This is a genomic window from Streptomyces sp. V1I1, from assembly GCF_030817355.1.
GTDB lineage: Bacteria > Actinomycetota > Actinomycetes > Streptomycetales > Streptomycetaceae > Streptomyces.
In genome coordinates, this window is record NZ_JAUSZH010000001.1 from 5,734,984 (window position 1) to 5,761,972 (window position 26,989).

Annotated in this window: 22 protein-coding genes and 2 pseudogenes; 10 read left to right on the forward strand and 14 right to left on the reverse strand. The window is 70.0% G+C overall.

Going from position 1 to position 26,989, the window contains the following annotated elements:
* Position 1: 1 nt before the first annotated feature.
* Complete coding sequence (locus QFZ67_RS26840) at positions 2 to 784, reverse strand: metal ABC transporter ATP-binding protein (protein WP_373430244.1); 783 nt, start codon at positions 782 to 784, stop codon at positions 2 to 4.
* A complete protein-coding gene (locus tag QFZ67_RS26845) occupies positions 784 to 1,809 on the reverse strand; it encodes a metal ABC transporter substrate-binding protein (RefSeq protein ID WP_307663626.1) in 1,026 nt (341 codons plus the stop codon). The genes QFZ67_RS26840 and QFZ67_RS26845 overlap by 1 nt, the downstream gene beginning before the upstream one ends.
* A 143-nt stretch (positions 1,810 to 1,952) precedes the next feature.
* On the opposite strand from QFZ67_RS26845, the gene QFZ67_RS26850 reads away from it, so the two are divergent.
* Together QFZ67_RS26850 and QFZ67_RS26855 are read left to right on the forward strand one after the other, a co-directional pair.
* Positions 1,953 to 3,335 carry a glycine--tRNA ligase gene (locus tag QFZ67_RS26850; RefSeq protein ID WP_307663627.1) on the forward strand — a complete coding sequence of 461 codons (1,383 nt, stop codon included), beginning with the start codon at positions 1,953 to 1,955 and terminating at the stop codon, positions 3,333 to 3,335.
* A 244-nt stretch (positions 3,336 to 3,579) separates the two neighbouring features.
* Positions 3,580 to 3,783, forward strand: a complete 204-nt coding sequence (locus tag QFZ67_RS26855; RefSeq protein WP_307663628.1) for a hypothetical protein — start codon at positions 3,580 to 3,582, stop codon at positions 3,781 to 3,783.
* 29 nt (positions 3,784 to 3,812) lie between these two features.
* Here QFZ67_RS26855 and QFZ67_RS26860 read toward each other — a convergent pair whose 3' ends face one another.
* A complete protein-coding gene (locus tag QFZ67_RS26860) occupies positions 3,813 to 4,097 on the reverse strand; it encodes a hypothetical protein (protein ID WP_307663629.1) in 285 nt (94 codons plus the stop codon).
* 206 nt (positions 4,098 to 4,303) lie between these two features.
* Between QFZ67_RS26860 and QFZ67_RS26865 the strand changes: the two genes are divergently transcribed.
* On the forward strand, positions 4,304 to 4,504 hold the full coding sequence (locus QFZ67_RS26865; RefSeq protein ID WP_307663630.1) for a DUF6243 family protein: 201 nt from the start codon (positions 4,304 to 4,306) through the stop codon (positions 4,502 to 4,504).
* An 82-nt stretch (positions 4,505 to 4,586) separates the two neighbouring features.
* Here QFZ67_RS26865 and QFZ67_RS26870 read toward each other — a convergent pair.
* A pseudogene (locus QFZ67_RS26870) lies at positions 4,587 to 4,772 on the reverse strand (MFS transporter); the annotation flags it as partial.
* A 106-nt stretch (positions 4,773 to 4,878) separates the two neighbouring features.
* Here QFZ67_RS26870 and QFZ67_RS26875 point away from each other — a divergent pair.
* A pseudogene (locus QFZ67_RS26875) lies at positions 4,879 to 5,357 on the forward strand (hypothetical protein).
* Here the strand turns inward: QFZ67_RS26875 and QFZ67_RS26880 are convergent.
* The 4 genes from QFZ67_RS26880 to QFZ67_RS26895 all read right to left on the reverse strand — a co-directional run bounded on the left by QFZ67_RS26880 (position 5,347) and on the right by QFZ67_RS26895 (position 11,493).
* A complete protein-coding gene (locus QFZ67_RS26880) occupies positions 5,347 to 6,510 on the reverse strand; it encodes a hypothetical protein (RefSeq protein WP_307663631.1) in 1,164 nt (387 codons plus the stop codon). The pseudogene QFZ67_RS26875 and the gene QFZ67_RS26880 overlap by 11 nt on opposite strands.
* Before the next feature lie 30 nt (positions 6,511 to 6,540).
* A complete protein-coding gene (locus QFZ67_RS26885) occupies positions 6,541 to 7,275 on the reverse strand; it encodes a dioxygenase (RefSeq protein WP_307663633.1) in 735 nt (244 codons plus the stop codon).
* 156 nt (positions 7,276 to 7,431) lie between these two features.
* Complete coding sequence (locus QFZ67_RS26890; protein ID WP_307663634.1) at positions 7,432 to 9,942, reverse strand: LuxR C-terminal-related transcriptional regulator; 2,511 nt, start codon at positions 9,940 to 9,942, stop codon at positions 7,432 to 7,434.
* A 96-nt stretch (positions 9,943 to 10,038) separates the two neighbouring features.
* The gene (locus QFZ67_RS26895; RefSeq protein ID WP_307663635.1) at positions 10,039 to 11,493 is read right to left on the reverse strand and encodes an MFS transporter; all 1,455 of its coding nucleotides are present in this window, start codon (positions 11,491 to 11,493) and stop codon (positions 10,039 to 10,041) included.
* A 52-nt stretch (positions 11,494 to 11,545) separates the two neighbouring features.
* On the opposite strand from QFZ67_RS26895, the gene dusB reads away from it, so the two are divergent.
* The 3 genes from dusB to QFZ67_RS26910 all read left to right on the forward strand — a co-directional run bounded on the left by dusB (position 11,546) and on the right by QFZ67_RS26910 (position 17,514).
* Positions 11,546 to 12,691, forward strand: coding sequence for a tRNA dihydrouridine synthase DusB (dusB, locus tag QFZ67_RS26900; protein WP_307663636.1), 1,146 nt, complete (start codon positions 11,546 to 11,548; stop codon positions 12,689 to 12,691).
* Between the two features lie 559 nt (positions 12,692 to 13,250).
* A complete protein-coding gene (gene ppdK, locus QFZ67_RS26905; RefSeq protein ID WP_307663637.1) occupies positions 13,251 to 15,968 on the forward strand; it encodes a pyruvate, phosphate dikinase in 2,718 nt (905 codons plus the stop codon).
* A gap of 553 nt (positions 15,969 to 16,521) precedes the next feature.
* Complete coding sequence (locus tag QFZ67_RS26910) at positions 16,522 to 17,514, forward strand: helix-turn-helix transcriptional regulator (RefSeq protein WP_307663638.1); 993 nt, start codon at positions 16,522 to 16,524, stop codon at positions 17,512 to 17,514.
* A gap of 16 nt (positions 17,515 to 17,530) precedes the next feature.
* On the opposite strand, the gene QFZ67_RS26915 is transcribed toward QFZ67_RS26910, so the two are convergent.
* Positions 17,531 to 18,688, reverse strand: a complete 1,158-nt coding sequence (locus QFZ67_RS26915) for an alkaline phosphatase PhoX (RefSeq protein ID WP_307663639.1) — start codon at positions 18,686 to 18,688, stop codon at positions 17,531 to 17,533.
* A 193-nt stretch (positions 18,689 to 18,881) separates the two neighbouring features.
* Here QFZ67_RS26915 and QFZ67_RS26920 point away from each other — a divergent pair, with 193 nt between their 5' ends.
* Complete coding sequence (locus tag QFZ67_RS26920) at positions 18,882 to 19,106, forward strand: hypothetical protein (protein WP_307663640.1); 225 nt, start codon at positions 18,882 to 18,884, stop codon at positions 19,104 to 19,106.
* A 48-nt stretch (positions 19,107 to 19,154) separates the two neighbouring features.
* Here QFZ67_RS26920 and QFZ67_RS26925 read toward each other — a convergent pair whose 3' ends face one another.
* Genes QFZ67_RS26925 through QFZ67_RS26940 form a run of 4 tightly spaced genes read right to left on the reverse strand, consistent with a single transcriptional unit; the run spans position 19,155 to position 24,275 of the window.
* Positions 19,155 to 20,078, reverse strand: a complete 924-nt coding sequence (locus QFZ67_RS26925) for an oxidoreductase (RefSeq protein WP_307663641.1) — start codon at positions 20,076 to 20,078, stop codon at positions 19,155 to 19,157.
* 48 nt (positions 20,079 to 20,126) lie between these two features.
* Positions 20,127 to 20,510, reverse strand: coding sequence for a nitrite reductase small subunit NirD (nirD, locus tag QFZ67_RS26930; protein WP_307663642.1), 384 nt, complete (start codon positions 20,508 to 20,510; stop codon positions 20,127 to 20,129).
* Complete coding sequence (nirB, locus tag QFZ67_RS26935) at positions 20,507 to 23,107, reverse strand: nitrite reductase large subunit NirB (protein ID WP_307663643.1); 2,601 nt, start codon at positions 23,105 to 23,107, stop codon at positions 20,507 to 20,509. The genes nirD and nirB overlap by 4 nt, the downstream gene beginning before the upstream one ends.
* A gap of 1 nt (position 23,108) precedes the next feature.
* The gene (locus QFZ67_RS26940; protein ID WP_307663644.1) at positions 23,109 to 24,275 is read right to left on the reverse strand and encodes an NAD(P)/FAD-dependent oxidoreductase; all 1,167 of its coding nucleotides are present in this window, start codon (positions 24,273 to 24,275) and stop codon (positions 23,109 to 23,111) included.
* 284 nt (positions 24,276 to 24,559) lie between these two features.
* On the opposite strand from QFZ67_RS26940, the gene QFZ67_RS26945 reads away from it, so the two are divergent.
* Positions 24,560 to 25,432, forward strand: coding sequence for a putative protein N(5)-glutamine methyltransferase (locus QFZ67_RS26945; protein ID WP_307663645.1), 873 nt, complete (start codon positions 24,560 to 24,562; stop codon positions 25,430 to 25,432).
* Positions 25,433 to 25,522: 90 nt separating this feature from the next.
* Complete coding sequence (locus QFZ67_RS26950) at positions 25,523 to 26,311, forward strand: TSUP family transporter (protein ID WP_307665981.1); 789 nt, start codon at positions 25,523 to 25,525, stop codon at positions 26,309 to 26,311.
* Positions 26,312 to 26,357: 46 nt separating this feature from the next.
* On the opposite strand, the gene QFZ67_RS26955 is transcribed toward QFZ67_RS26950, so the two are convergent.
* Positions 26,358 to 26,987 carry a class F sortase gene (locus QFZ67_RS26955; RefSeq protein ID WP_307663646.1) on the reverse strand — a complete coding sequence of 210 codons (630 nt, stop codon included), beginning with the start codon at positions 26,985 to 26,987 and terminating at the stop codon, positions 26,358 to 26,360.
* Positions 26,988 to 26,989: the final 2 nt, after the last annotated feature.

A 26,989-nucleotide genomic window follows, 5' to 3' on the forward strand; every position in this document is an offset into this window, starting at 1 on the left:
ATCAGGTCAGCAGTCCCGTGCGGAGCGGCTCGTCGGCCGCATGCGGATGTACGTGGTCGTGGCCGGGCAGCGCGTGCTGGCCCACAGCCTCCGGCGGCGGCCCGTCATGGACCACACAGCCGTCGCGCAGCACCACCGCGCGGTCGATCAAGGGCTCCAGCGCGCCCAGCTCGTGCAGCACCAGCAGCACGGTCGTCCCGGCCGCGACCTGCTCGCGCAGCGTGCCGGCCAGGATCTCCTGGCTGACCAGGTCCACGCCCGCCATCGGCTCGTCCATGATCAGCAGTTCCGGGTCGGACGCCAGCGCACGCGCTATCAGCACCCGCTGGTGCTGGCCGCCGGAGAGGGCGTTCACCGAGTCCTTGGCGCGGTCGGCGAGCCCGACGAGCTCTATGGCGCGCTGCACGGCCGCCCGGTCGGCCTTCGACAGCCGGCCCAGCCTCGTACGGGACAGACGCCCGGAGGAGACGACCTCACGCACCGTCGCGGGCACACCGCTCGACGCGGTGGTGCGCTGCGGTACGTAACCGACGCGCGACCATGCGCGAAAGCGCCGCAGCTCCGTGCCGAACAGGGCGATCTCGCCGCCGGTGAGCGGCACTTGGCCGATAAGGGAGCGCACGGCGGTGGACTTGCCCGAGCCATTGGCCCCGAGCAGCGCAACGACCTCACCGCGCTGGACGGTGAGGTCGATGCCGCGCAGCACGGGCCGCGAGCCGAGCGTGGCCTGAGCCCCGCGGATGGATATGACGGGCTCGCTCACGGATGCCTCCGATGCAGATATCACTTCGCGCCGAGAGCCTTCTGCAGCGCGTCGAGGTTGGACTGCATCACCTCGACGTAGTCGCGGCCCTTGGACTTGTCCGTGATCCCCTCGAGCGGATCGAGGACGTCCGTCTTCAGTCCGGCGTCCTTGGCGAGGGTCTTGGCGGTCTTGTCGCTGGCGAGCGTCTCGAAGAAGACCGTGGTGACCTTGTCCTTCTCGGCGATGTCCTGCAGTGCCTTGATACGGGCCGGGCTCGGCTCGGACTCGGGGTCGAGGCCCGCGATGCCCTCCTGGTCCAGGCCGTACCGCTCGGCGAGGTAGCCGAAGGCGGAGTGGGTGGTGATGAAGGTCTTGGTCGTGGTGTTCTTCAGGCCCTGCTGGAACGCGGTGTTCAGCCCGTTCAGCTTGCCGACCAGCGCCTCGGTGTTCTTCTTGTAGTCCGCGGCGTGGTCCGGGTCGGCCTTCTCCAGGGAGGCACCCACCCCCTTGGCGACCTCGGCGTACTTCACGGGGTCGAGCCAGATGTGCGGGTCGGCGCCGGCCTCGCCCTCGCCCTCGTGGGCATGCTCGTCGTGGCCGGACTCCTCATGGCCGGACTCTTCCTGGCCGGGCTCTTCGTGGCCGGGCTCTTCGCCCTCGTGGCTGTGGCCGCCCTCCGTGCCATGGTGCTCGAGCTTGGCCAGGGTGGCGGCGTCGACCTTGTTCTTCGCCTCGGACTGGGCGATGGCCTTGTCGACGGCGGGCTGGATGCCCTTGAGGTAGAGGATGTAGCCGGCTTCGTTCAGCTCGGCGGTCTGGCGGGGCTTGAGTTCGAGATCGTGCGGCTCGACGCCCGGCTCGGTGAGAACGGAGACGGAGACGTGGTCGCCGCCGATCTGCTCTGCGAGATACTGCATGGGGTAGAACGACGCCACCACCTTCAGCTTGTCGCCGTTCCTGCCGCCGTCGGCGGCATTGGAGCTGGAGCAGGCGGAAACGGCCATGAGGCCGAGGGCGACGGCTCCGGCGGCGACGGTGGTGGGTATGAGGCGGCGTACGTTCATGACAGTCATTTTCAACAAAACTGGAAACGATTGTCAACAAAGCTGCCGGGCTCCCGCTGCCCCAACCGATTTGATCCAGGGGGTGCGGCCGCCGGTAACCTGAAGCATTCGCCGTTCGTCGTCGTCGTAATGAAGAGAGCACCGTGGCCGCCGACAAGATCGACACCATTGTCAACCTGAGCAAGCGCCGTGGCTTCGTCTACCCCTGCAGCGAGATCTACGGTGGTCAGCGTGCCGCCTGGGACTACGGGCCGCTGGGTGTCGAGCTGAAGGAGAACATCAAGCGTCAATGGTGGCGCTACATGGTCACCTCGCGCGAGGACGTCGTCGGTATCGACTCGTCGGTGATCCTTGCCAGTGAGGTCTGGGAGGCGTCGGGCCACGTCTCCACCTTTACCGACCCGCTCACCGAGTGCACCTCCTGCCACAAGCGCTTCCGCGCCGACCACCTGGAGGAGGCGTACGAGGAGAAGCACGGCAAGGCCCCCGAGCACGGCCTCGCCGACCTGAACTGCCCCAACTGCGGCAACAAGGGCACCTTCACCGAGCCCAAGCAGTTCTCCGGCCTGCTCGCCACCCACCTCGGCCCCACCCAGGACTCCGGCTCCATCGCCTACCTGCGCCCCGAGACCGCCCAGGGCATCTTCACCAACTTCGGCCAGGTCCAGCAGACTTCCCGCAAGAAGCCGCCGTTCGGCATCGCCCAGATGGGCAAGTCGTTCCGGAACGAGATCACGCCCGGCAACTTCATCTTCCGCACCCGCGAGTTCGAGCAGATGGAGATGGAGTTCTTCGTCAAGCCCGGCGAGGACGAGCAGTGGCAGGAATACTGGATGGAGCAGCGCTGGAACTGGTACCGCGACCTTGGTCTCCGTGAGGAGAACATGCGCTGGTACGAGCACCCGGCCGAGAAGCTCTCCCACTACTCCAAGCGCACCGCCGACATCGAGTACCGCTACCAGCTCGGCGGCAACGAGTGGGGCGAGATGGAGGGCGTCGCCAACCGCACCGACTACGACCTCTCCGCGCACTCCAAGGCTTCCGGCCACGACCTGTCGTACTTCGACCAGGAAGCCGGCGAGCGCTGGACGCCGTACGTCATCGAGCCTGCCGCCGGTGTCGGCCGCGCCATGCTCGCCTTCCTCCTCGACGCGTACAACGAGGACGAGGCCCCCAACGCCAAGGGCGTCATGGAGAAGCGCACCGTGATGCGTCTCGACCCGCGCCTCGCGCCCGTCAAGGTCGCTGTGCTGCCGCTGTCCCGCAACCCGCAGCTCTCGCCGAAGGCCAAGGGCCTGGCGGCCGACCTGCGCAAGAACTGGAACATCGAGTTCGACGACGCCGGCGCCATCGGCCGCCGCTACCGCCGCCAGGACGAGATCGGCACGCCGTTCTGCGTCACCGTCGACTTCGACACCCTCGACGACGACGCCGTGACCGTGCGCGAGCGCGACACGATGAAGCAGGAGCGCGTCTCCCTGGACCAGATCCAGGGCTACCTCGGCAGCCGCCTGCTCGGCTGCTGACACCCGCGGACGCCTGCGGATGTTTGCGGACGTCTGCGGATGTCTGGGACGTCTGGGACGTACGAAAGGCCGGCCGGGCCACAGCCCGGCCGGCCTTTCCATGCCGCCTACAGCGCCTGGAAGGTGGCGTCTGAGCGCCCGTTGAACGCCCGCTGGGCTACGCATGGGGCAACAGAGCGACAAGAGTCTCCTGTTGATGTTGTCCCTGCTGCACACTGGGCGCAGTCGTCACCAGGAGGACACGATGCCGTCCATGACCACCAGCAAGGTGAGCAGATGGGATCAGCACGGCCGCGAACACATCGTGCACGTACAGAAGTCGGGCATGCAGCGGACGCTGACCTGCGACACCTGCGGCTGGCGCAAAGGGGCGCAGTTCCTGCCCTGGCTCAAGGCCGAAGAACACCTCGCCGAGGCCCACCAGGCGACGGTCGACCCGAGCGCGTGAGCTGAACGCTCCGGCCTGGGCGCCTGGCTTCAGGCGCTCAGGCCGCGCAGCACCAGATCGGCAACCGCCGCGAACTCGCCGTCGATCGTGGGCTTCTGCCACTCCGGCGCATACGCCGGATCATGGAAACGGGCCGTAGCGTCGAACACCGCCTGCGCCGCCACGCTCGGCTCCGTGAACGCGAACTGCTCGGCGCGTACGCCCTCGTCACCGGCCTCGTGCCGCTTCGCGTCGAACAGCGTCGTCAGCCAGAAGCGCAGCCTCACCGGGGCCGGGTGCTCCGTGCCATTGGTGATCTTCGCCAGCTCCTTCACGGTCCGCTACAGCCAGCGGCTGGTCCCGCCTCGCGCAGTGCAGCGCCCGGGCCTCGACCGAAAACTGGTATCGCGAGGCCCCCCGGCGAGGTACCGTCACCTGCATGTCTTCGTTCTTCCAGATCTACGAGTGAGAGGGCGGCGGGTCCACTCCCGCCCCCGTCTGACGATTCCCGAGTCACTTCTCACCACGATGGGAGAACCCCGTGGCCAAGAGCCGTAACAACCTCCTCGGCGTGGGCGGACAGCGAAAGAAGCTGTCCCGAGCCGACCAGCAGGGCAACGGTCCCGCGCGCAACGCCGATCGCAAGGCGGCCGCCGACCAGAAGCAGGACCTGGTGCGCAAGATGCGCGAGCGCGCCCAGGGCGGCAGCACGCAGGATGCGCCGCAGGAGGAGCTGGCCTGATCAGGACCGTGGGCCCGGACCGCGCGATGCGGTCCGGGCCCACGGCCGTGTCCGGGTGCTGTGCAGTTCGGTTCAGTTCGGTTCAGTCCACCGTGCCCGGCAGGCGCAGGCTCAGCAGCGCCGTCAGCGCGATCATCGCCAGTTGCACCAGCAGCGTGACGGTCAGCGCCTGGCGCATCCCCGCCTCCGCGGCCAGCGCCAGGAACAGCGAGCCCAGCGTGGCCACGCCCAGTGCCAGCGCGGACTGCTGTGTCGTCACCATCACCCCATCTCTTCGCGCTGGCCGGCACCGCCGACCCGGCGCCCGGCACACCCTGCCCGACCGTGACTCCGGCGCTGCGGCAGATGCTGGAGCAGCTCGAACCGATCCCGGCATGCATCCAGAACAGCCGGTACGACATCCCGCCTACAACCGCACGTACGGACGGCTGCTCTGCGACCTCGACGCCCTGCCGCCCGAGGACCGCAACTGCATGATCCTGGCCTTCACGAATGACGACTGGCGGGCGGCGGTCGCCGATCTGGGGGACGTCAGCCGGACCATGGCCGCGAAGTTCCGCGCCTCGATGGCCGAGCATCTCGCGGAGCCGCCTGGAAATCGCTGCTCGGCCGGCTGGAGTCGGTCTCGCCGGAGTTCCGGGAGGTGTGGGCGCGCCATGAGGTCATCGACCAGGGCGGCAGGACGAAGTACATCCGCAACGCCCATGTCGGCCTGCTGCACCTCGAGCACAACAACCTGTGGCTCGGGCCCGCGGCCGGTCTCCGCCTGGTCAGTTACGTCCCCCTCGACGACGACTCCCGCGAGCGCCTGGAGAAGCTTCAGGCGCTCGCGGTCGCCGACGTCAGCCCGTGAAGCGGGTAACCGCGGGGACCAGGTCGCCCTGCTTGGCGATGCCCACGGTCCACAGGTCGGCGCTCTGCGGGACCGTGCTGAATCCCCGTACCACCACAGCGGGGTCGGCGCCCTGCTCCCAGCGGCTCTGCTGCCCGTTCCAGCGCAGGGCGACGGAGACCGCGCCCTTGCCGCCGACCGCCCACAGCGCTCCGTCCCCGGCCCGTCCGACCGCCCGGAGCCGACCGTCGGCGATGTCGGGTGTGGTGACGGCGGCCCACTTCTTGCCGTCCCAGTGCAGCGCGTAGGGGCGGTCCGGCCCCTTGGAGTTCACGCCGCCCACGGCCCAGATGTCGTCGGCGCCCAGTGCGGTGATGGCGCTGACGAAGGGGTCTTCACCGCTTTTGCCCGCGGGAGCGTCGACGCGCTTCCAGGACGTGCCGTCCCAGTGCAGCAGCAGGGCGGTCTGATCGGTGGTGCCGGTGCCGTAGACCGTGCCCGCCGCCCAGATGTCGTCGGGCGCGACGGCGGCGAGGCTGGTGAGTTCGCCCTTGCCGACGTCGGGCAGGGACTGCCGGCGCCAGGCCGAGCCGTCCCACGACTGGATGGCGGGTACCGCGTTCTTGATGGACTGCGGCACCGCCCGGCCGGCCGTCCATGCCTTTCCGTCGGACGTCGTCGCCACCGCGTCGGGCACTACCCGGCCGGCCGGGTCCCGGTCCAGGTTGCGCGTGGTCCACGAAGTGCCGTCCCAGTGCGCCGTGTTGGCGCCGACCGCCCAGATGTCCTTGGCCGAGCGGACGGCGAGTGCCTGCGGGAAGCTGTCGTTCGGCAGCGTCGACTCCTGGGCCCAGGAGGTACCGTTCCAGCGCAGGGCCAGCGCCTCCACTTTGGTCGCGCTCAGCCGGTAGCCGACGGCCCACGCCTGTTTGTCGCTGAGCGCGGCCACGGCGGTGAGGTCGCCCTTCGTCACGGGCACCGGCGTCTGCTGCCACTGTCCGGCGACGCGGGACGTTGCGGCGGAGGCGTCCGACCCGGTGGGGGCGGGTGCGGGACCGGCCCAGCCCGTGCCGGCGACGACCAGGCCGCCGGTCGCGATGGCGCCGGCGGCCAGCGCCGCCAGAACGGGCGACCGGCCGACGTGCGGGCGCCCGGATGGCTTGCTCGTATGCATCACGGAAATCCTTCGGTGATCGGCGGTCGGCTACTGGACCGAGGTCTTGATGACGAAGTCGAAGGCGCCGGTGTAAGCGCCGTCCTGCGGGCCCGCGAGCGCGATCGTGCAGGCCCGGTTGATGAGTCCGTCGGCGGCGTTGAGCGCGGCGAAGTCCCTGCCGTACGCCTGGGTGTCGTCCGGGAAGTACAGCTGCGTGATCAGCACCGGTCCGCCGGTGGCCTGGACCTGGGTGTGGATATGGGGCGCTCGTCGGCCCCAACGGCCCCAGTAGTCACGGGGGATGATCGTGCTGAGCCGGAAGCCGCCCCTGCTGTTGGTGTACTGGTGGCCGCGCAGCGAGAAGCCGGCGGTGTCGTAGTCGCCGTTCTGGTCGCACTGCCAGAACTCGATGAGCGTCCCCGGCAGGGGCTTGCAGGCGGTGTCGTAGACGACACCGGTGAAGTCGAGCCGCACTCCGCGGATGGCCGGGGTGATGAAGTCCCCCCGCTCGGGGGACTGCGGTTTGAAGAGCGGGCCCTCCGACGACTCCGGGGTCTCGTGACCGTCGCAGGCGGGCGTGACGGCCAGGGGGCGCCCCGCCCGAAGTGCCGCGGTCACCGCGGTCACGGGGCCCGCGGGGGCGAGGGCGGAGGCTGGGGCGGGGGCTGCGGGCGCGGCTCCCGTCGCCGCGAGGGCGGCGGCGGTCACTCCCACCGAGCTCGTTCGGATGAACGCCCTTCGTGAGCTGGTGTGTTCGCCGTCCGCATCGTGGTCATGCCGCATCGCGTCTCCTTGCCGGATTCAATCGCCAGGCAGGGCATTCCGTGGGGGGAAGGACCGGGATCCACGCCTACGAGTCCTTGGAATGCCCTGTTCCGGCTCAGCCTGGCCGCTGTCGTGACCGAGCGGATCGATCAGATGACCGGCGGGTTCGCGGCGTTACGAAACCTCGTCCCGGCGCAGCGCGCCGTCCGGGGCGCCGAGCCGTTCCTTTCCGGCCACCCACAGCGCGATCTGTGTCCGCGACCTCATGCCCAGCTTGTCGCGGACGTTGTCGAGGTGTGTGGCAACGGTGCTCGCCGACAGGTCCAGGCGCGCGGCGATCTCGCGGTTGGTCAGCCCCTCGGCGACCAGCGCCGCCACCGCCGTCTCCCGACCGGTCAGCGGGGACTCGGCGCCGGCGTCACCGACACCTCCGGCGGCATCGCCCGCCCGCAGCGCGTACGCGAGCAGCCGCTCCCAGCGCAGCAGGCGTCCACCGGCCAGCGCCCCGTCCCGCGCCGCTGCGGGCAGCGCCGCCTTCGCGCGGGCCGTCGCCGCCTCGACCTGCCGCTGCCACGCGGCTTCCGGCTCGGTGTCCAGTCGCTGTCGCGCCTGCGCGCCGGCGGCGAACAGCCGCAGCGACCGTTTCATGTCGCCCTGCTCGGCCGCCACGATGGCGAGTCCTTCGAGGGGATACAGCGCGTGGAAGCTCTCGCCGGGCACCGCGCGCAACGCCTCGGCGAACAGCCCCTCCGCCGCTTCGAGTTCGCCCAGCGCGAGCCGTATCGCACCGGCGGTGTGCAGCGCGGCCGTCGACTGGCACCAGGGCTGCTGCTCCCTCAGCAGGGGCAGGCAGGAAGCCATCAGCGCGTCGCCCTCGGCCGCCTTGCCGACATGCAGCAGCGCCCAGGCCAGGTGATGCCGGCACCACGCCTCGTCCCGGGGGCGGCCGAGCGTGACGACGACGGCCAGGCACTCCGCGAAGTCGATGACCGCCTCGGAGAACTCGCCGCGGCCCAGCTTGGCGGCGGCCCGCGCGTCCAGCGCGTTGGCGAGCCCCGCGGGGTTGTCACGCCGCCGTTCGACGGAAACCGCCTGCTCCGCGAAGCGCAGTGCGGCCGCCGGGTCCGCCTGCTGGCACGCCGCGCGTGCGGCGAGCGCCAGGGGCGCACCGCCGTGCCGGAAGCTGTTGTCCCGCTTCAGCACCTCCGTCAGCAGCACGCGGGCGGCCGTCAGCTGCTCCTGCTGGAAGCGCACCCGCGCAAGCGCCAGCGCCAGCCCGATGTCCGGTGCGCCGTCGCGGTCGGCGGTGTGGGCGACGGCCGCCGCGAGGTTGTCCCGCTCCTCGGTCAGCGGCCCGCCGGCCTGGTCGGCGAACAGCTGGTCCGCGGCGGGCGGCATCAGCCCGGTCAGCCAGTCGACGGCCCGCTGCCAGGTGCTGTCCAGTTCGCCGGACTCGGCGAGGCGGTCCAGAGCGTAGGCGCGGATGGCGCTCAACTGCCGGAATCTCGCGGTGCCTTCGGCGTCGGTCCCTTCGGCGTCGCCCGGCAGCCGTACGATCAAGGACTTGGCCTCCAGCGCGCACAGCACCCGCAGGACGTGCCGCGGCTGCATCTCGCCGTCCGCGCAGACCGCGGCCGCGCCCTCGGCGTCGAATCCGCCGACGAGAACGGCGAGCCGGCGAAAGAGCGTCTGCTCCTCGGGATCCAGTAATCGATGGCTCCAGTCGATCGCGGCGGCCAGCTCGCGGTGCCGCCCCGGCCCGGTTCTGCTGCCGTCCGTGAGGAGGGCGAGCTGGTCGTCCAGTCCGGTCAGGACGTCGGTCAGCGGGAGGGCGCCCGTGCGGCGTGCCGCCAGCTCGATGGCCAGCGGCATGCCGTCCAGCCGCCGGCAGATCTCCGCGACCGTACGGGCGTTGCCGGCGTCCAGTGTGAATCCGGGGGCGCGGCCGGCGGCGCGCTCCACGAAGAGCCGTACGGCGTCCGCCTGGAGCACGGCCGCCGGGTCGTCGTCCTCACCGGCCGGCGACAGGGACAACTCGCCGACCCGGAACACGACTTCGCCGGGCACGCGCAGCACCTCGCGGCTGGTGGCGAGGATACGCAGCCGGGGGCACCGGCTCAGCAGGGCCGCGGCCAGCTGTGCGCACGCCTCGGCCAGGTGCTCACAGTTGTCCAGGATCAGCAGCGTCGAGCGGTCGCCCAGCGCATGGGCGAGCACCTCGACGCCGGTTCTGCCGCCGCGTTCGCCCACGCCGAGCACGGCGGCCACGGCCTGGGCCAGCCGGCCGCCGTCGTGGAGCGAGTCCAGCTCGACCAGTCGGACCCGGCCGTCCCCGGCGCCGCGCAGACCGGCGGCGAACTCCAGCGCAAGACGTGTCTTGCCCACCCCGCCCGGGCCGGTGAGCGTCAGCAGCCGTGACGACTTCAACAGGGAGCGCAGCCGGGACAGTTCACGCCCGCGGCCGACGAAGGAGTCAAGCGCCCGTGGCAGGTCCCGGTCGGGGAAAGGCGCGGCCGCGGTGGCTGTGCCGTGCTGCCGGGCGGAGCGTCGGCGGAAGGCGCGCTGTCTGCATGCGTCCGAGCAGTAGCGGGCGGGCCGGCCGCCCTGCTCCGGCTTGCTTTCTGGACGCCGGCCACGGCCGGGCAGCTCGGTCCCGCATGTTTCGCACGTGCGACTCGGACTCATCTCCCGAATCCTTGCCCACCGACCATGGCCGGCACCACCGTGTCCGGCGAAGGTGAGCCACGCCCCACTGCCGTACGGGCCCGGGCTCGGCGTCGGCTATGCGGCCGCTGTGGACGGCGACTGGTCCAGGTCCCGCACCTCCAGGCGGTCCGCTGTGCGCCGTGCCGTCTCCTGTGCCCAGGCGCCGCTGGTCAGCGCGCCGACCACGAGGATGCACAGTCCGCATCCGGTGAGAACCCACCACGCGGGGCGGCTCGCGGCGACGAACCCTTCCACGTACGAGCTGGACGAGACCCCCGCGGCCAGTACGGCTCCGATGACGGCGACGCCGAGGGTCTGCCCGATCTGCCGGCTGGTGGAGGCGACGGCGGCAGCGACCCCGGCCTGGGCGCGGGGCATGCCGGAGACGGCAGTGTTGGTGATCGGCGTGTTCACCATGCCGAAGCCGAGGCCGAACAGGACGTATCCCGCGAAGAGCATCGCATCGGAGGTCTCGGCCTCGAAAGCGGCGAACAACACGCCGGTCGCGGCCATGGCGATGCCTGCGATCAGCAGGGGGAGACGGGGGCCGCGGCTGCCGACGAGCCGCCCTGCCAGAGGCGCGCAGACGAGGGTCATCGCGGCCATCGGCAGCATGTACAGCCCTGCGTCCAGGGCGGACAGGCCGCGGACGTCCTGCAGATAGAGCGTGTTGAGGAAGAGGAACCCGCCCAGCGAGGCGAAGGCGCAGACCGCGATGACGGTGGCCCCGCTGAACGGCGCGCTGCGGAAGAAACGCAGATCGATCAGCGGTTCGGCGCGCCGCGGCTCGTACAGCAGCAGTCCTGCGAGCGCGAGGACCGCGAGCGCGCTGAAGCCGAGGATGAGGGGCGAGGTCCAGCCGGCCGAGGGCGCCTCGATGATCGCGTACGTGAGCGAGCCGAGGAGCGCGATGACCAGCAGCTGGCCGACGGGGTCGGGGCGGCGCGGTTTCGGAGCGCGGGACTCCGGGATATAAAGCCAGGTCAGCAGCGCTGCGGCGAGGCCGATGGGCAGATTGAGCCAGAAGATCGAGCGCCAGCCGACGCTGTCCACGAGCACTCCACCGACGAGGGGCCCCGCGGCCATGGAGATGCCGACCACGCCGCCCCACACACCGATGGCGCGGGCGCGCTCGCGCGGGTCGGTGAAGGTGTTGGCGATGATCGACATCGCGACCGGGTTGAGCATGGAGCCGCCGGTGGCCTGCACCATCCGGAAGGCGACGAGCGATTCGAGGTTGGGGGCGAGAGAGCAGAGCAGTGAGCCGAGGGTGAACAGGAGGAGCCCGGCCTGGAAGACCCTGCGCCGGCCGATCCGGTCGGCGGTGGAACCGGAGAGCATCAGCAGCGAGGCGAGGACCAGAGTGTATGCGTCGATCGTCCACTGCATCCCGGCGACGGAGGCGTCCAGTTCCTTGCGAATGGAGGGCAGCGCGACATTGAGGACGGTGTTGTCGAGACTGACGATCAGCAGGCTCATACAGCAGATCGCCAGCACGAGCAGTTGCCGCCGGTGTGTGAGCTCGGGCATACGCGGATAGTACGGCTGACCGACGCCTCCGGCAGTGCGCGACAATAGGCGAATGACCCCGCTCGCCCCGTCCTCGACGCTCAAGATCGGCCCGCACGCCGTGCAGCCCCCGGTGGTGCTCGCGCCCATGGCCGGCATCACGAACGCGCCCTTCCGCACCCTCTGCCGTGAGTTTTCCGGCGGCAAGGGGCTGTTCGTCAGCGAGATGATCACGACGCGGGCGCTGGTCGAGCGCAATGAGAAGACCATGCAGCTCATCCACTTCGACGCGACCGAGACGCCCAGGTCCATCCAGCTGTACGGAGTGGATCCGGCGACCGTCGGCAAGGCCGTCCGCATGATCGTGGACGAGAATCTGGCCGACCATATCGACCTGAACTTCGGCTGCCCGGTCCCGAAGGTGACGCGTAAGGGCGGCGGCTCGGCCCTGCCGTACAAGCGGCCGCTGCTGCGAGCGATCCTGAACGAGGCGGTCACGGGCGCGGGTGATCTGCCGGTGACGATGAAGATGCGCAAGGGCATCGACGACGACCACATCACGTATCTCGACGCGGGCCGGATCGCGGTCGAGGAGGGCGTGACGGCGATTGCGCTGCATGGGCGTACGGCGGCGCAGCACTACGGCGGTACGGCGGACTGGGACGCGATCGCCCGGCTGAAGGAGCACGTCCCGGAGATCCCGGTGCTCGGCAACGGCGACATCTGGTCGGCGGACGACGCGCTGCGGATGATGCGCGAGACGGGTTGCGACGGGGTGGTCGTGGGGCGCGGGTGCCTGGGGCGGCCGTGGCTGTTCGGCGATCTGGTGGCGGCGTTCGAGGGTAGTGACGCCTATGCGACGCCGACGCTGAAGGAGGTCGCGGTCATCATGCGGCGGCACGCGGAGCTGCTGGGGGAGTGGATCGGCGACGAGACGCGCGGCGTGATCGACTTCCGCAAGCATGTGGCCTGGTATCTGAAGGGCTTCTCGGTGGGCTCGGAGATGCGCAAGAAGCTGGCGATCACGTCGTCGCTGGCGGAACTGGACGCGCATCTGGGGGAGTTGGACCTGGACCAGCCGTGGCCGGTGGGTGCGGACGGGCCGCGGGGGCGTACGTCGGGGAACAACCGGGTGGTCCTGCCGGACGGCTGGCTGAAGGACCCGTACGACTGCGCGGGCGTGAGCGCGGAGGCGGAACTGGACACGTCGGGCGGCTGACGGGTGGACGGGGTCCGCCCTGTGAGGATGCGTGCACCCGTAGCCCGCTCATCTGATGCGGGTCGGCGCGCGGAAGACGCGGCTCAGGTGGCCCTGAGTGTCACCCTCGGCGGTTCGCGGTTCGCGTTCTGGGCGGGCGACACAGTACGGACGGAGCCGCGTGTTGCGGGGTGTTACGCGGGTCCGGATGATGGGACTGGACGCTCGTCGGGCGCGTGATTCTCGCCACCCTTGATAGGGGTGGCGCTCAGATGAGCGATTTGGAGGCGACTGCATCTCTCGGAAGAGTGGCACGCAGTGCCACCCCTGTTGGGTTTATTCGATCGAGCGACTCGTTGCCATGGGTGGTGGAACCTGCGGTAACCATCACCTTCCGTATCGATGACTTCGAGTCTTGAAAACACACCGATGGTCCATCCCCTCGCCATTTACTTTCGATCTGGTGGCGGAGGAGTGGTTACAGCCGTATGACGTCCAGGTGGACGTACCCAGACGCCTTTGATCTGGGTATGTTCCTCGCCGTCAGGGCAGCCACCGAGTCCTCGAGGAGTCGAGACCCGTGTCGGAAAACAAAGATCAGAAGTTCGTCTACGACTTCACCGAGGGCAACAGGGACCTCAAGGACCTGCTCGGCGGCAAGGGCGCGAACCTCGCCGAGATGACCAACCTCGGGCTGCCCGTCCCTCCGGGCTTCACGATCACCACTGAGGCGTGCAAGGTCTACCTCGACAGTGGCGAGGAGCCCGCGGCACTGCGTGACGAGGTCAGCGCCCACCTCGACGCCCTTGAGCAGACGATGGGGAAGAAGCTCGGCCAGGCCGACAACCCCCTCCTCGTATCCGTACGCTCCGGCGCCAAGTTCTCCATGCCGGGCATGATGGACACCGTCCTCAACATCGGCCTCTCCGACGCGTCGGTGTCCGGGCTCGCTCAGCAGGCCGGCGACGAGCGCTTCGCCTGGGACTCGTACCGCCGCCTCATCCAGATGTTCGGCAAGACCGTGCTGGGCGTCGACGGCGACCTCTTCGAGGAGGCGCTCGAGGACGCCAAGGCCGCCAAGAAGGTCACCGTCGACACCGACCTCGACGCCGCCGACCTGAAGAAGCTGGTCAAGCAGTTCAAGAAGATCGTCTCCCGCGACGCCGGGCGCGACTTCCCGCAGGACCCGCGCGAGCAGATGGACCTCGCCATCCGCTCGGTATTCGAGTCGTGGAACACCGACCGCGCCAAGCTCTACCGCCGCCAGGAGCGCATCCCCGGCGACCTCGGCACGGCCGTCAACATCTGTTCCATGGTCTTCGGCAACCTCGGCCCCGACTCCGGCACCGGCGTCGCCTTCACCCGCGACCCCGCCAGCGGCCACCAGGGCGTCTACGGCGACTACTTGCAGAACGCGCAGGGCGAGGACGTCGTCGCGGGCATCCGCAACACCGTGCCGCTCGCCGAGCTGGAGTCGATCGACAAGAAGTCGTACGACCAGCTGATGCAGATCATGGAGACCCTCGAGACGCACTACAAGGACCTGTGCGACATCGAGTTCACCATCGAGCGCGGCCAGCTGTGGATGCTGCAGACCCGGGTCGGCAAGCGCACCGCCGGTGCCGCCTTCCGTATCGCCACCCAGCTCGTCGACCAGGGCCTGATCGACGAGGCCGAGGCGCTCCAGCGCGTCAACGGCGCACAGCTCGCGCAGCTGATGTTCCCCCGCTTCGACGACCGGGCGAAGACCGAGCTGCTCGGCCGCGGCATCGCCGCATCGCCCGGCGCGGCCGTCGGCAAGGCCGTCTTCGACTCGTACACCGCGGTCAAGTGGTCGCGTTCCGGCGAGAAGGTCATCCTCATCCGCCGTGAGACCAACCCCGACGACCTGGACGGCATGATCGCCGCCGAGGGCATCCTGACCTCCCGCGGCGGCAAGACCTCGCACGCCGCCGTCGTCGCCCGCGGCATGGGCAAGACCTGTGTCTGCGGCGCCGAGGAACTCGAGGTCGACACCAAGCGGCGCCGGCTCACCGTGAACGGGACCGTCATCGAGGAGGGTGACGTCGTCTCCGTCGACGGCTCCACCGGCAAGGTCTACCTCGGTGAGGTGCCGGTCGTGCCTTCCCCGGTCGTCGAGTACTTCGAGGGCCGGATGCACGCGGGCGCCGACGACGCCGACGAACTGGTGGCCGCCGTGCACCGGATCATGGCCTACGCGGACCGAGTACGCCGTCTTCGAGTACGGGCCAACGCCGACAACGCCGAGGACGCGCTGCGCGCACGACGCTTCGGCGCGCAGGGCATCGGCCTGTGCCGCACCGAGCACATGTTCCTCGGCGAGCGCCGCGAGATGGTCGAGCGGCTCATCCTCGCCGACACCGACGACGAGCGCGAGCAGGCGCTGGGCGCCCTCCTGCCGCTCCAGAAGAAGGACTTCGTCGAACTCTTCGAGGCGATGGACGGGCTGCCCGTCACGGTCCGGCTGCTCGACCCGCCGCTGCACGAGTTCCTGCCGGACATCACCGAGCTGTCGGTGCGCGTCGCCCTCGCCGAGTCCCGCAAGGACGCCAACGAGAACGACCTGCGCCTCCTTCAGGCCGTGCACAAGCTCCACGAGCAGAACCCGATGCTGGGTCTGCGCGGTGTACGTCTGGGTCTGGTCATCCCCGGTCTCTTCGCCATGCAGGTACGGGCGATCGCCGAGGCCGCGGCCGAGCGCAAGAACGCCAAGGGCGACCCGCGGCCGGAGATCATGATCCCGCTGGTGGGCACCGTCCAGGAGCTGGAGATCGTCCGCGAGGAGGCCGACCGGGTCATCGCCGAGGTGCAGGCAGCCACCGGCACTGACCTCAGGCTGACCATCGGCACGATGATCGAGCTGCCGCGCGCCGCGCTCACGGCCGGTCAGATCGCCGAGGCAGCCCAGTTCTTCTCGTTCGGCACGAACGACCTCACTCAGACCGTGTGGGGCTTCTCCCGCGACGACGTGGAGGCTTCGTTCTTCACGGCGTACCTGGAGAAGGGCATCTTCGGGGTCTCCCCGTTCGAGACCATCGACAAGGACGGCGTCGGCTCGCTCGTCCGCAGCGCGGTCGAGGCCGGCCGGGCCACCCGCCCCGACCTGAAGCTGGGCGTGTGCGGCGAGCACGGCGGCGACCCCGAGTCGGTGCACTTCTTCCACGAGGTGGGTCTGGACTACGTGTCCTGCTCGCCGTTCCGCATCCCGGTGGCGCGCCTGGAGGCCGGCCGCGCCGCGTCTGTGTCCACGAAGGCGCGGGGCAGCGACTCCCGATAAGACGCCGGAGCCGTCGCCGGGGTCTGGGGGTTCGCCCCCAGTCGGTACACCGACCCTCACCGACCCGGTGGCGGCTCCGGAACACCGAAGGGGAAGGGGCGGGCGCCTTGTGCGGGGCGCCCGCCCCTTCCATGTCTTCTTCCGGATTTTCGGCAAAATCCATGCCGACGCAATGTCCCCGGTTGAATTATGGACCGTTGTCCGCCGGACCGTTTCCGGGCCGCAGGCGGGCAATCGAATTTCTGCCATTCGCTACGCAAAACAACGGGCGGGGCGCGGCCTGCGGATCCCCACCCACCGACCACGCCCCATTACCCGTGCCGGACAGGGAGCCGCACCATCTGTCGCCCGCCGCCGGTCGTGCAAAGCCCCCCACGGTCTTCGCACGTCCATCGGTGACAGAAGGTTTCCTGCCCGACGTCGTACAGCCTTTCGGTTGCCACCCACCCCTCGCGAGGCGTTTCAACTGTGGCTGAAACACCGTGGTAACGTCCTGTGATGGCATGCATACTCAGTGATGGGGGCGATTGCGGATGCAACATGTGGGGGTTCGGTGCTACGTATCCATTTCACTGGGGACGACCTAGCCAGAGTGCGGATGGCGGTCAGACCGGATGAGTTGTGGGAAACGATTCTCAGCTTTCATCGATTGCGCGAGCGGCGGCGTGCGCTCGTGTTCGGGGAATGGCGATCGGAAACCCGCGCCCGGTTGAATGGTGAAACACGTCTGCTTGCTCCGATGGTTCCGCCGCAGGGGTATTTCCCGGACTTTCTCACGCCTCCCGAAGGGGGCAGCGGGCTGGATGCGGGGCTGGAGGCGCTGCGGGCGACGCCGCCCGAACGGCTGCACTCCGAGCTGGCTCTCGCGGCCGCGGGACGGGGCGGCGCTGCGGTGCTGCCCGGCCGGCTCGCCGCGCTTGCCGAAGGTGATCCTGAGCCGCTCGCCCGGCTCGTAGGAGTCCTGCGCAGCTACTACCGCGCCGCCATCGAGCCGTACTGGCCGCACATCCAGGCCAGGGTCGAGGCGGACCGCGCCGTACGCGGCCGGGCGCTGCTCGACGGCGGCGCGGGCGAACTGCTCGCCTCACTGCCGCCGGTGCTGCGCTGGCGGGCGCCGGTGCTGGAAGCCGACTATCCCGTGGAGCGCGAACTGCACCTGGATGGGCGGGGGTTGCTGCTCCAGCCGTCGTTCTTCTGCCGCGGCACTCCGGTGGTCTACCGTGACGCCGCGCTCCCGCCGGTCCTGGTCTACCCCGCCGTCCACAATTGCGCCCCCGCCTTCAGCGAGACGGGCGGCCCCTCGCTCGGCAAGCTCGTCGGTCACACCCGCTCGGCCATCCTGCAGGCCATCCGCTTCGGCTGTACGACCAGTGAACTCGCCCGCAGGGCAGGGGTGTCGCTCGCCTCCGCCAGCCAGCACGCGGCGGTCCTGCGCGAGGCGGGCCTGGTGGTGACGCTGCGCCACGGCAACGCCGTACTGCACACCCTCACTCCGCTGGGCGCCGCCCTGCTGCGGGGCGGCGCCACTGCGGAGGCCGCGGGCTAGGCGCGGACGCCGCGGGCTAGGAGCGGAAGGGCCCGGTCACCTCGTAGGTGATGCCGCCGGACGAGGAGCCGCTCGTACCGCGCTGGCTGGAGAAGTACAGCCGCTGGCCGTTCGGAGAGAAGGCCGGTCCGGTGATCTCGGAGGAGGACTGGCCGGTGATCCGCAGGAAGACCGCGACCACGTCGTTCGGCGTGATGATGCAGATCTCCATGTTTCCGCCGTCCTCTGCGACGAAGAGATCGCCGGAGGAGGAGCCGGTGATGTTGTCGACGCCGGTCAGCGGGGCGGGGCCGGGGCTGACCAGGCTGTCGTCGTAGGCCAGCTCGTAGGTGCTGTTGGCGAGGTTGAGCTGCCAGACGCGGTTGTCACCCTTGGTGGTGAACCAGACGGTGTCGCCTGCGTAGTGACAGCCCTCGCCGCCGTTGAAGTGCTTGGCGCCGGAGACCTGGCTGCGGGTCGCGGTGGGCGAGCCGTCCGGGTCGGGCACGTTCTGCCAGGTGAAGGAGCCGGAGGTGCCGGAGCCGGCGACGAGCACCTGGAGGGTGCCGGAGGAGAGATTGCCCCATGTGCTCGGGATGAACCGGTAGAAGCAGCCGTTGGACTCGTCCTCGGTCAGGTAGATCACCTGGCGTACCGGGTCGGCGGCGGCAGCCTCGTGCTTGAACTTGCCCATGGCGTCTCTGCGGGTGCTGGTGCCACCCCACGGGTTGGTCTCGTAGACGTAGCCGAGGGAGACCTCCTCGCAGGACAGCCAGGTGTTCCACGGGGTGGCCCCGCCGGCACAGTTCTGCCGGGTGTTGGAGAGGATCCGGTACGCGCTGGTGATGGTGCCGGAGGAGTTGAACTTCACGGCGCTGGCGCCGCCGCCGGGGTTGATCTCCGAGTTGGAGACATAGATCCAGCCGCTGCCGTCGGCGAAGCAGGCGCCGCCGTCAGGGGCGTTGTGCCAGGTGTAGGAAGTGCCAGAGACGGTCTGCCCGGAGCGGGCGATCACCCGGCTGGTGAACCCGCTCGGCAGCTGGATGCCGTTGGCGTCGGCCGCGCCCAGCGAGCCGTACGGGCTGGGGCCGTTCTGGGCGGGGGCCGCGTATGCGGCACCGCGCATCAGGGTGCCGCCGAAGGCGGCGACGGAAGTGCCGATGACCGCTCCGCGCAGGAAGTTACGACGTTCCACTTGTCACTCCAGGGGTGCTGGTGACCGCCCGTGGCACCGGTCGGCGCCGCGAGGTCGCGCGCTTCCGGAACCTAAGAGTGCCGAATTGACTCTACGTCAACAAGAGGTGACGTACAGCGGTCGAGTCCGCGGGGTTTCGGCCATCCGGCGCCGTCACCGGGGGGCCCGAACCGATCGGGCGTACCGTCTGGGTATGTCCGTTACGTGGGTTGTGCCGGGGTCAAGTGGAATGTCGGTGCATGCGGCCGACGAGGAGCGCCGCATCGACAGCGAAGAGGAAGGCCGGTTCTCGTACGAGATCCACGGCAGCGGTGCCCTGCTCATCTGGGTGAAGCACGGCGGCGGAGCCGACAGCATCCACATTGCGTACGGGCCGGGCGCATGGATCTCCGTGACCGGCACCAAGAGAGGCATGTAGACCTGGAGGCTGTGGCCGCGAGCCGACCCCCCGGCCGCGGCGAGGGCCTCAGGCCTTGAGGCCCTCGTACGTCACCGACGTGAGCTGCTCGGACGCCACCCAGAGCCGCTCGCCCGCCGTATCGTTACGCGTCCACTTCGCCCGCTGCGACGGCGCGGGCGCGCCGCGCCAGCCCAGCCTCGGCCCGGTGAAAGAGTCCGGCCGCACCCCAGGCGCGGTGGCCGCGTACAGCGTCGGCAGCGCGCCCGACTCCGCGGACTGCGCCATGATCCGGTTGCCGGCCTGCATGAACCGCTCGGTTGTCTTCCTGCCCTCCAGCCGCGCGCCCGCGGTCTGCAGATTGGTGTTCGCATAGCCCGGATGGGCGGCGGCCGCGACGACGTCGGAGCCCGCCGCACCCAGCCGCCTGGCCAGCTCGTGCACAAAGAGCAGGTTCGCCGTCTTGGAGCGGGAGTAGGCGACCCAACGGCGGTAGCGACGCTCACTGTTGAGATCGCCCATGTCGATATTGGCCAGGGCGTGCATAAAGCTGGACACGACCACCACCCGCGCGCCCGGGGTGTCGAGCAGCTTCGGCAGCAGCAGCACGGTCAGCGCGAAATGCCCGAGGTGGTTGACGCCGAACTGCGTCTCGAAGCCGTCGGCAGTCCTTCCGTACGGCAGGGCCATCACACCGGCGTTGTTGATCAGCAGGTCGAGGCGCTCGTACGGGTAGCTCGCCGCGAACTCCCGTACGGAGGACAGTTCCGCCAGGTCCAGCGGCCGGAACTGCACGTCGGCGCCGGGGACTTGGCGGGCTATGTACTCCTGCGCCTGCTTGCCGCGGGCCTCGCTGCGGCACGCGAGAATCACTCGCGCGCCGCGGCGGGCCAGCTCCTGGGCAGTGACGAGTCCGATTCCGCTGTTGGCTCCGGTGACCACGGCGGTACGTCCGCCCTGGTCCGGGATGTCACCCGCGTTCCAGCCCGACATGGCTGAACCCCTCGCTAGGGAACCTTGGTAGGTCCACCCTACGAACGATCAGGCCGCGGAGCCACTGCCGACGACCAGGTCTGTGCTCAGCCGCACCTCGTACGCCGTCACCGACATCGACTCGTCGTCCAGACAACGCCCGCTCGCCAGGTCGAAGCGCTGCTTGAGCAGCGGCGACGCGACGAACGGGTGGCCGGACGACGAACCGACCAGGCCGCGGGAGAGAACCTGGGCGCCGGAGAAGGGGTCGCGGTTGTCGATGGCGAAGGCAGCACCCTCGCGGTCCAGGAAGACCGCAACCTGGCGGCCGTCGGGCAGCAGTGCGGCGACACCGCGTCCGGGGGTGAGCAGGGACAGCGCACACAGCGCGATCCACTCCTCGCCCAGGCGGAGCTGGACCTGAGTTTCCGTTTTTTCGGGAGCGATTGTCATCGGGCGGCGGTACCTTCCAGGGCTTCCAGCGGACGGATGGACAGCAGCGGCAGATCGGGCTTGACCTGGTCGCGCTCGGGCACGAACTTCACCGTCGGGTCCGGGACGTCGGGCGCGTTGACGAACGAGACGAAGCGGCGCAGCCGTTCCGGGTCGTTGATCGTCTCGGACCACTCGTCGCGGTAGCCCGCGACATGGTCGGCCATGAGCGAATCCAGCTCGGAGCAGATGCCGAGCGAGTCGTGGACGACCACGTCCCGAATGTGATCGAGACCGCCCTCGATCCGCTCCAGCCACGTCGAGGTGCGCTCAAGACGGTCGGCGGTGCGGATGTAGAACATCAGGAACCGGTCGATGAGCCGGATCAGCTCCGCGTCGGAGAGATCCTGGGCGAGCAGATCCGCATGGCGCGGGGTCGCGCCGCCGTTGCCGCCGACGTAGAGGTTCCAGCCGTTGGCCGTGGCGATGACCCCGAAGTCCTTGGACTGCGCCTCCGCGCACTCGCGCTGGCAGCCCGAGACCGCGGATTTCAGCTTGTGCGGGGAGCGCAGACCCCGGTAGCGGAGCTCCAGATCGATGGCCATCCGGACTGAGTCCTGCACGCCGTAGCGGCACCAGGTCTGGCCCACACAGGACTTCACGGTGCGCAGCGCCTTGCCGTACGCATGCCCGGACTCGAAGCCCGCGTCCACCAACCGCGCCCAGATCAGCGGCAGTTGATCGACGCGTGCGCCGAACATGTCGATGCGCTGGCCGCCCGTGATCTTTGTGTAGAGACCGAAGTCACGGGCCACCTCTCCGATCACGATCAGCTTCTCCGGGGTGATCTCGCCACCCGGAATACGCGGCACGATCGAGTACGAACCGTTCTTCTGCATATTGGCGAGGAAGTGGTCGTTGGTGTCCTGGAGCGCGGCCTGCTCGCCCTCCAGGACATAGCCCGATGCGCCGATCGTGGGCGCGAGGGAGGCGATGATCGAGCCGACGGTCGGCTTGCAGACCTCGCAGCCGTTGCCGCCGCGGGCGCCGTCCCGTCCGTGCCGGTCGAGGAGTTCCTGGTACGAGGTGATGCGCAGCGCCCGCACGATCTCGTACAGCTCCTGGCGACTCTGGCCGAAGCAGCCGCACAGGCCCTTGTCGACCTCGACGCCCGAGGCCTCCAGCTCGGCATTGACCAGCTGTCCGAGCACCTTGACGCAACTGCCGCAGCCGGTACCGGCCTTGGTGCACTTCTTCACCTCGGGCACGGTGGTGCAGGAGTGCTCGGTGACCGCGCCGCGGATCGTGCCCTTGGTGACGTTGTGGCAGGAGCAGATCACCGCCTCGTCGGGCAGCGCGGAGGGGCCGAGCGCGGCCGGCGCGCCGATCCCCGCGGGCAGCACGAGCTGCTCGGGCGAGAGCGGCGGGACGGAGCCGGTGAACGGGCGCAGCATGCCGTAGGAGTCGGCGTCGCCCACCAGGACGCCGCCGAGCAGCTCGCCGTCGCGGCTGATGACAAGTTTCTTGTAGACCCCGGACCGGGAGTCGGAGTACACGACGTCCAGGCAGCCGTCGGCGGTGCCGTGCGCGTCGCCGAAGGACGCCACGTCCACGCCGAGGAGCTTGAGCTTGGTGGACAAGTCCGCGCCGGTGAAGGCCTTGACCTCACCCTCCAGCGCGGCGGCCGCGGTCTCGGCCATCTCGTAGCCGGGCGCGACCAGGCCGTACACCCGGCCGTCCGACGCCAGCGCGCACTCGCCGATCGCGAAGACGGCGGGATCGGACGTACGGCACTGCTCATCGACGACGATGCCGCCGCGTTCGCCGATCTCGAGGCCGCAATCACGGGCGAGCTGGTCCCTGGGCCGCACACCCGCCGAGAAGATGACCAGGTCGGTGTCGATGGACGAGCCGTCCGACAGCGCCATCGCGGTCACCGCGCCGTCCTCGCCCGCCGTGATCTCCTTACCGCCGACGCCCGTGTGCACGATCAGGCCCATGTTCTCGACAGTGCGGCGCAGCGCGGCGCCGCCGCCCTCGTCCACCTGTATCGACATCAGCCGCGGATTGAACTCGACGATGTGCGTGGCCAGTCCCAGCCCCTTGAGGGCCCCGGCCGCCTCGAGGCCCAGCAGCCCGCCGCCGACCACGGTGCCGGTCGTGCAGTTCTTGGCGTACTCCTCGATCGCGAGGAGGTCCTCGATGGTGCGGTAGACGAAGCAGCCGTCGCTGTCCTTGCCGGGCACCGGCGGTACGAAGGGGTACGAACCGGTGGCCAGCACGAGCGTGTCGTACGTGAAGGTCCGTCCGGCGCGTGAGGTGACCGTGCGCGCCTGCCTGTCGATGGTGGCCGCCGGGTCGTCGAGATGCAGCTCGATGCCGTGGCGCTCGATGAAGTCGCCTTCGACCAAGGAGAGTTCCTCGGGCGTACGGCCGGAGAAGTACGAGGTCAGCTGGACCCGGTCGTAGGCGGCGCGGGGCTCCTCGCACAGCACGACGATCCGCGCCCGCTCGGCAACACCGCGCTCCGTGAGGGCTTCGAGGAATCGCTGGCCGACCATCCCGTGGCCGACGACCACGATGGTGGGACTCGTGGTGGGAGTCGTGGGGGTGGACATCTCAGGCGCCTCCAAGCAGGTGGAACAGCGGGGTGGAGGGGAGCGGCTCGTCGCCCTCCCAGGTGCGGGCCAGCTCGCCGACGGTGCGGAGGTCGCCGAGCAGTACCCCGCCGACGAGCCGGTCCCCGCGGACGACGACCTTGCGGTACGCGCCGCGGGTGGCGTCAGTGAGCTGGACGACGTCGTCGCCGGGGTGGGGGGTCGGATCGCCGAACGCGGCGAGATCGAGCGGGCCGGGGCCCGACAGGGTGAGCCGGGTCAGCGCGCGGGTGCCGGTGTAGCGGGCGGCCGTGCCGGTGAGTACGGAGGCCAGGACGTCCGCCTGTTCCAGCGCGGGGCCCGCCAGGCCGTGGACGATGCCCGCGTGTTCGGCGCAGTCGCCGATGGCGTGGATGTACGGGTCGGATGTGCGCAGCTCGTCGTCGACGACGATGCCGTGGCGGACCTCCAGACCGGCGTCGCGCGCCAGCCCGGCCCGGGGACGTACCCCGCAGGCGAGCACGACCAGCTCGGAGTCGAGGACGTACCCGTCGGCGAGCTCGACGGACGTACCGCGAAGTCCCCTGACCCGGCACTCCGTGTGGATCTCCACGCCCATCGCTTCGAGGTGGGCGCGCAGCAGCTTCGACGCGGAGACGTCCAGCTGGCGTTCCATGAGGTGCTCGCCCTGCTGGGTCAGCACCACCCGGGCGCCGCGTTCGGCCAGCGCGCGGGCCGCGGAGACGCCGAGCAGCCCGCCGCCGACGACGACCGCGCTGATGCCGGGGCGTACGGCCTCGGACAGGGCGAGGCAGTCGTCCAGCGTACGGAAGGGGTGCACCCCGTCCGGGAGCCCGTCGGCGATCCCGCGCAGGGGCGGCAGTACCGGGTTGGAACCGGTCGCCAGCACCAGCCGGTCGTACGCCACCGAGGTGCCGTCCGCACAGTGCACAAGACGCCGGTCCCGGTCGACCTCGGTGGCTCGCACGCCGCGCCGCACCGGAACCTCGGGCAGGGCGATGACCTCGGGGCCGTACCGCCCGGCGAGGACCTCCGCGAGCAGCACCCTGTTGTACGGGGCGTGCGGCTCCTCACCGAGAACGGTGACGGAGACGCCCGCGTAGCCGAGCCGGCGCGCCAATTGTGCGCCCGCCGTCCCGCCGCCGATCACCACTATCTCTGAAGCCATGCCCGCAGCCTGCGGCTTCGGTGTTACCCGCCAGGTGCTCGTCTGTTTCCCGTGAGGAACGCTGCCCTCAGCGTGCCGGGGGCGGGTGTGTGAGGGGACGGGGATGCGCGCCCCGCGGCTCGCCCGGCTCGGGTAGTGTTGCCGCCTCCAGCAGTGGACCGTCGTAGGAGGTGAGACCCATTACCGCAGTAGCAGGCTGGGTGCTCTCATCTCACGGCCGCGCGGTCGATCCGACATAGGTGACCGCCCCGCGGGAGCGCCCTCAGGCTTCCCGAAAGGCTTCCATGTCGGCTTCACCGTCACTTCCTCCTCTCTCCGCCATCGTCACCAGGCTGCGCGTCTCCGCCATCGTCACCAGGCTGCGCGCAGCCGGCTGTGTATTCGCCGAGGACGAGGCGCGACTGCTCATCTCCACAGCAGGTACGCAGTCCGAACTCTCCGCCATGGTGGACCGGCGGGTCGCCGGGCTGCCCCTTGAGCATGTCCTCGGGTGGGCCCAGTTCTGCGGTCTGCGGGTGCTCGTCGAGCCCGAGGTCTTCGTGCCTCGCCGGCGTACCGAGTTCCTCGTGGCGCAGGCTGCCGGGTTCGCCGGGCGGGGGGCTGTCGTCGTCGATCTGTGCTGCGGTTCCGGTGCGGTGGGCGTCGCGCTGTCGGCGGCGTTGGAGGGGGCCCAGCTGTACGCCGCCGATGTCGACCCGGCCGCGGTGCGGTGCGCCCGGCGCAATGTCGGGGCCGTCGGGGGGCAGGTGTATGAGGGCGACCTCTTCGAGCCGCTGCCCGCCGCGCTGCGGGGCCGGGTCGATGTACTGGCCGCGAATGTGCCGTACGTACCGACCGAGGAGGTCGAGCTGCTGCCCCCGGAGGCGCGCGAATTCGAGCCGCGGGTGGCGCTCGACGGGGGTGCGGACGGGCTCGACGTGCTACGGCGGGTGGCCGGTGAGGCGCCGCGATGGCTGGCGCCCGGTGGATGCCTGCTCGTCGAGACGAGCGAGCGGCAGGCGCCGGGGGCCGTCGAGGCCTTCGCCCGCGGCGGGCTGGTGCCGCAGGTGGCTGTTTCCGAGGAGCTGTACGCCACCGTCGTCATCGGAACCAGGCCCGCTGACCCGCCCCGGGCCTGGTCCGCGGGCCTGATCCCCGGGCCTGGTCCGCGGTCCTGAGGCCCCGCCGCCCGCTCCCCCCAACCTCAGACGTCGCTCAACTCTCCCGGGATTGATGGACACCACACGCATCTCCTCCGTAGGGTCGCGATCACGCCCGACATATCGCTGACGACGCTCGTCGTGCTCTGCCTCGCCGCCGCCGCGGCGGGCTGGATCGACGCGGTGGTGGGCGGCGGCGGGCTGCTGCTCCTGCCGGCCATGCTGCTCGGCCTGCCGAACGTCCAGGCCGCGCAGATCCTCGGCACCAACAAGGCCGTCGCCATCGTCGGTACGTCGGGCGCCGCGATCACCTATGTGCGCAAGGCCCCGGTGCAGGTGAAGACGGCGGTACGGATCGGGCTCGCGGCCCTCGCGGGCTCGATGGGCGGCGCGTTCTTCGCGGCCGGGATCAGTAGCGACGTACTCCGGCCCGTGATCATGGTGGTGCTGCTCGGCGTGGCGGCCTTTGTGATGCTGCGTCCCACCTTCGGCACCGCATCGGACGCCGACGGGCACACCGTCGGCCGCGCCCGCATGATTGCCGCGATCGTGCTCGTCGGCGGCGGAATCGGCTTCTATGACGGTCTGTTCGGGCCCGGCACCGGCACGTTCCTGGTGCTTGCGCTCACCGCCGTTCTCCATCTCGACCTGGTGACCGCGTCTGCCACCGCCAAGATCGTGAATGTCTGCACCAACGGCGGGGCCCTGGCGATGTTCGCCTACCAGGGCACGGTGATGTGGCAACTGGCTGCGCTGATGGCGGTGTTCAACCTGGCGGGCGGCATGTTCGGCGCCAGGATGGCGCTCAGGAAGGGCAGCGAGTTCGTCCGCGGAGTGCTGCTGGTCGTGGTCTTCTCGCTCGTCGCGAAGCTCGCCTTCGACCAGTGGACGGCGTAGCGGGCTACCAGCGGTCCCAGGTGGATCGGCGCCGTACTGCGGACGATCATGCCGGCGGTGGCCGTACCCCGATGAGGTGGGCGAACACCACCACATTCCCCTGGTAGCCCGTCTTCTTCGTGAAGCCGCCCCCGCAGGTGATCACCCGCAGCTCCGCCCGGCCCCTCAACCCGTACACCTTCTCGTTCGGGAACGCGGCCGTCCCGTACACCTCGATCGCGTCGATCGTGAACACCGCCGTCCGGCCGTCCTGCCGGGTCACCTCGATCCGGTGGCCCTTCTTCAGCGCGCCCAGGTTGTAGAAGACCGACGGGCCCTTCGCGTTGTCGACGTGGCCGGTGACTATCGCCGTGCCCTTGGCGCCGGGGGATGTGCCGTCCCGGTACCAGCCCGCGAGGTTGCGGTCGGAGGCCGGTGGCACCTCCAGGCTGCCTTTGCCGTCCAGGCCCAGGCGCGTGACCGGGGCATCGACCCTGATCTCGGGTATGAGCAGGCGTACCGGCGGGGACGGCGGCAGTGGGGCGGCGGCCGCGTCGGTGTGGTGGTGGGGACCGGCGGCGAAGGCCTCCGCGGCGGACGGGACCGGCGGGGTCACGTTCTCGGAGCCGTTCTGGACCAGCCACAGGCCGGCGCAGACGGCGACGGTTATGACCCAGCCGCTGCCCTTGGCGCTCATCG

Excerpts from the sequence above, each read along its gene's own strand:
- QFZ67_RS26845 (WP_307663626.1), bottom strand. The coding sequence starts at position 1,809 with ATGAACGTACGCCGCCTCATACCCACCACCGTCGCCGCCGGAGCCGTC.
- QFZ67_RS26855 (WP_307663628.1), top strand. The coding sequence starts at position 3,580 with ATGCCGTCCATGACCACCAGCAAGGTGAGCAGATGGGATCAGCACGGC.
- QFZ67_RS26880 (WP_307663631.1), bottom strand. The coding sequence starts at position 6,510 with ATGCATACGAGCAAGCCATCCGGGCGCCCGCACGTCGGCCGGTCGCCC.
- QFZ67_RS26885 (WP_307663633.1), bottom strand. The coding sequence starts at position 7,275 with ATGCGGCATGACCACGATGCGGACGGCGAACACACCAGCTCACGAAGG.
- QFZ67_RS26890 (WP_307663634.1), bottom strand. The coding sequence starts at position 9,942 with ATGAGTCCGAGTCGCACGTGCGAAACATGCGGGACCGAGCTGCCCGGC.
- QFZ67_RS26895 (WP_307663635.1), bottom strand. The coding sequence starts at position 11,493 with ATGCCCGAGCTCACACACCGGCGGCAACTGCTCGTGCTGGCGATCTGC.
- dusB (WP_307663636.1), top strand. The coding sequence starts at position 11,546 with ATGACCCCGCTCGCCCCGTCCTCGACGCTCAAGATCGGCCCGCACGCC.
- QFZ67_RS26920 (WP_307663640.1), top strand. The coding sequence starts at position 18,882 with ATGTCCGTTACGTGGGTTGTGCCGGGGTCAAGTGGAATGTCGGTGCAT.
- QFZ67_RS26925 (WP_307663641.1), bottom strand. The coding sequence starts at position 20,078 with ATGTCGGGCTGGAACGCGGGTGACATCCCGGACCAGGGCGGACGTACC.
- nirD (WP_307663642.1), bottom strand. The coding sequence starts at position 20,510 with ATGACAATCGCTCCCGAAAAAACGGAAACTCAGGTCCAGCTCCGCCTG.
- nirB (WP_307663643.1), bottom strand. The coding sequence starts at position 23,107 with ATGTCCACCCCCACGACTCCCACCACGAGTCCCACCATCGTGGTCGTC.
- QFZ67_RS26940 (WP_307663644.1), bottom strand. The coding sequence starts at position 24,275 with ATGGCTTCAGAGATAGTGGTGATCGGCGGCGGGACGGCGGGCGCACAA.
- QFZ67_RS26945 (WP_307663645.1), top strand. The coding sequence starts at position 24,560 with ATGTCGGCTTCACCGTCACTTCCTCCTCTCTCCGCCATCGTCACCAGG.
- QFZ67_RS26955 (WP_307663646.1), bottom strand. The coding sequence starts at position 26,987 with ATGAGCGCCAAGGGCAGCGGCTGGGTCATAACCGTCGCCGTCTGCGCC.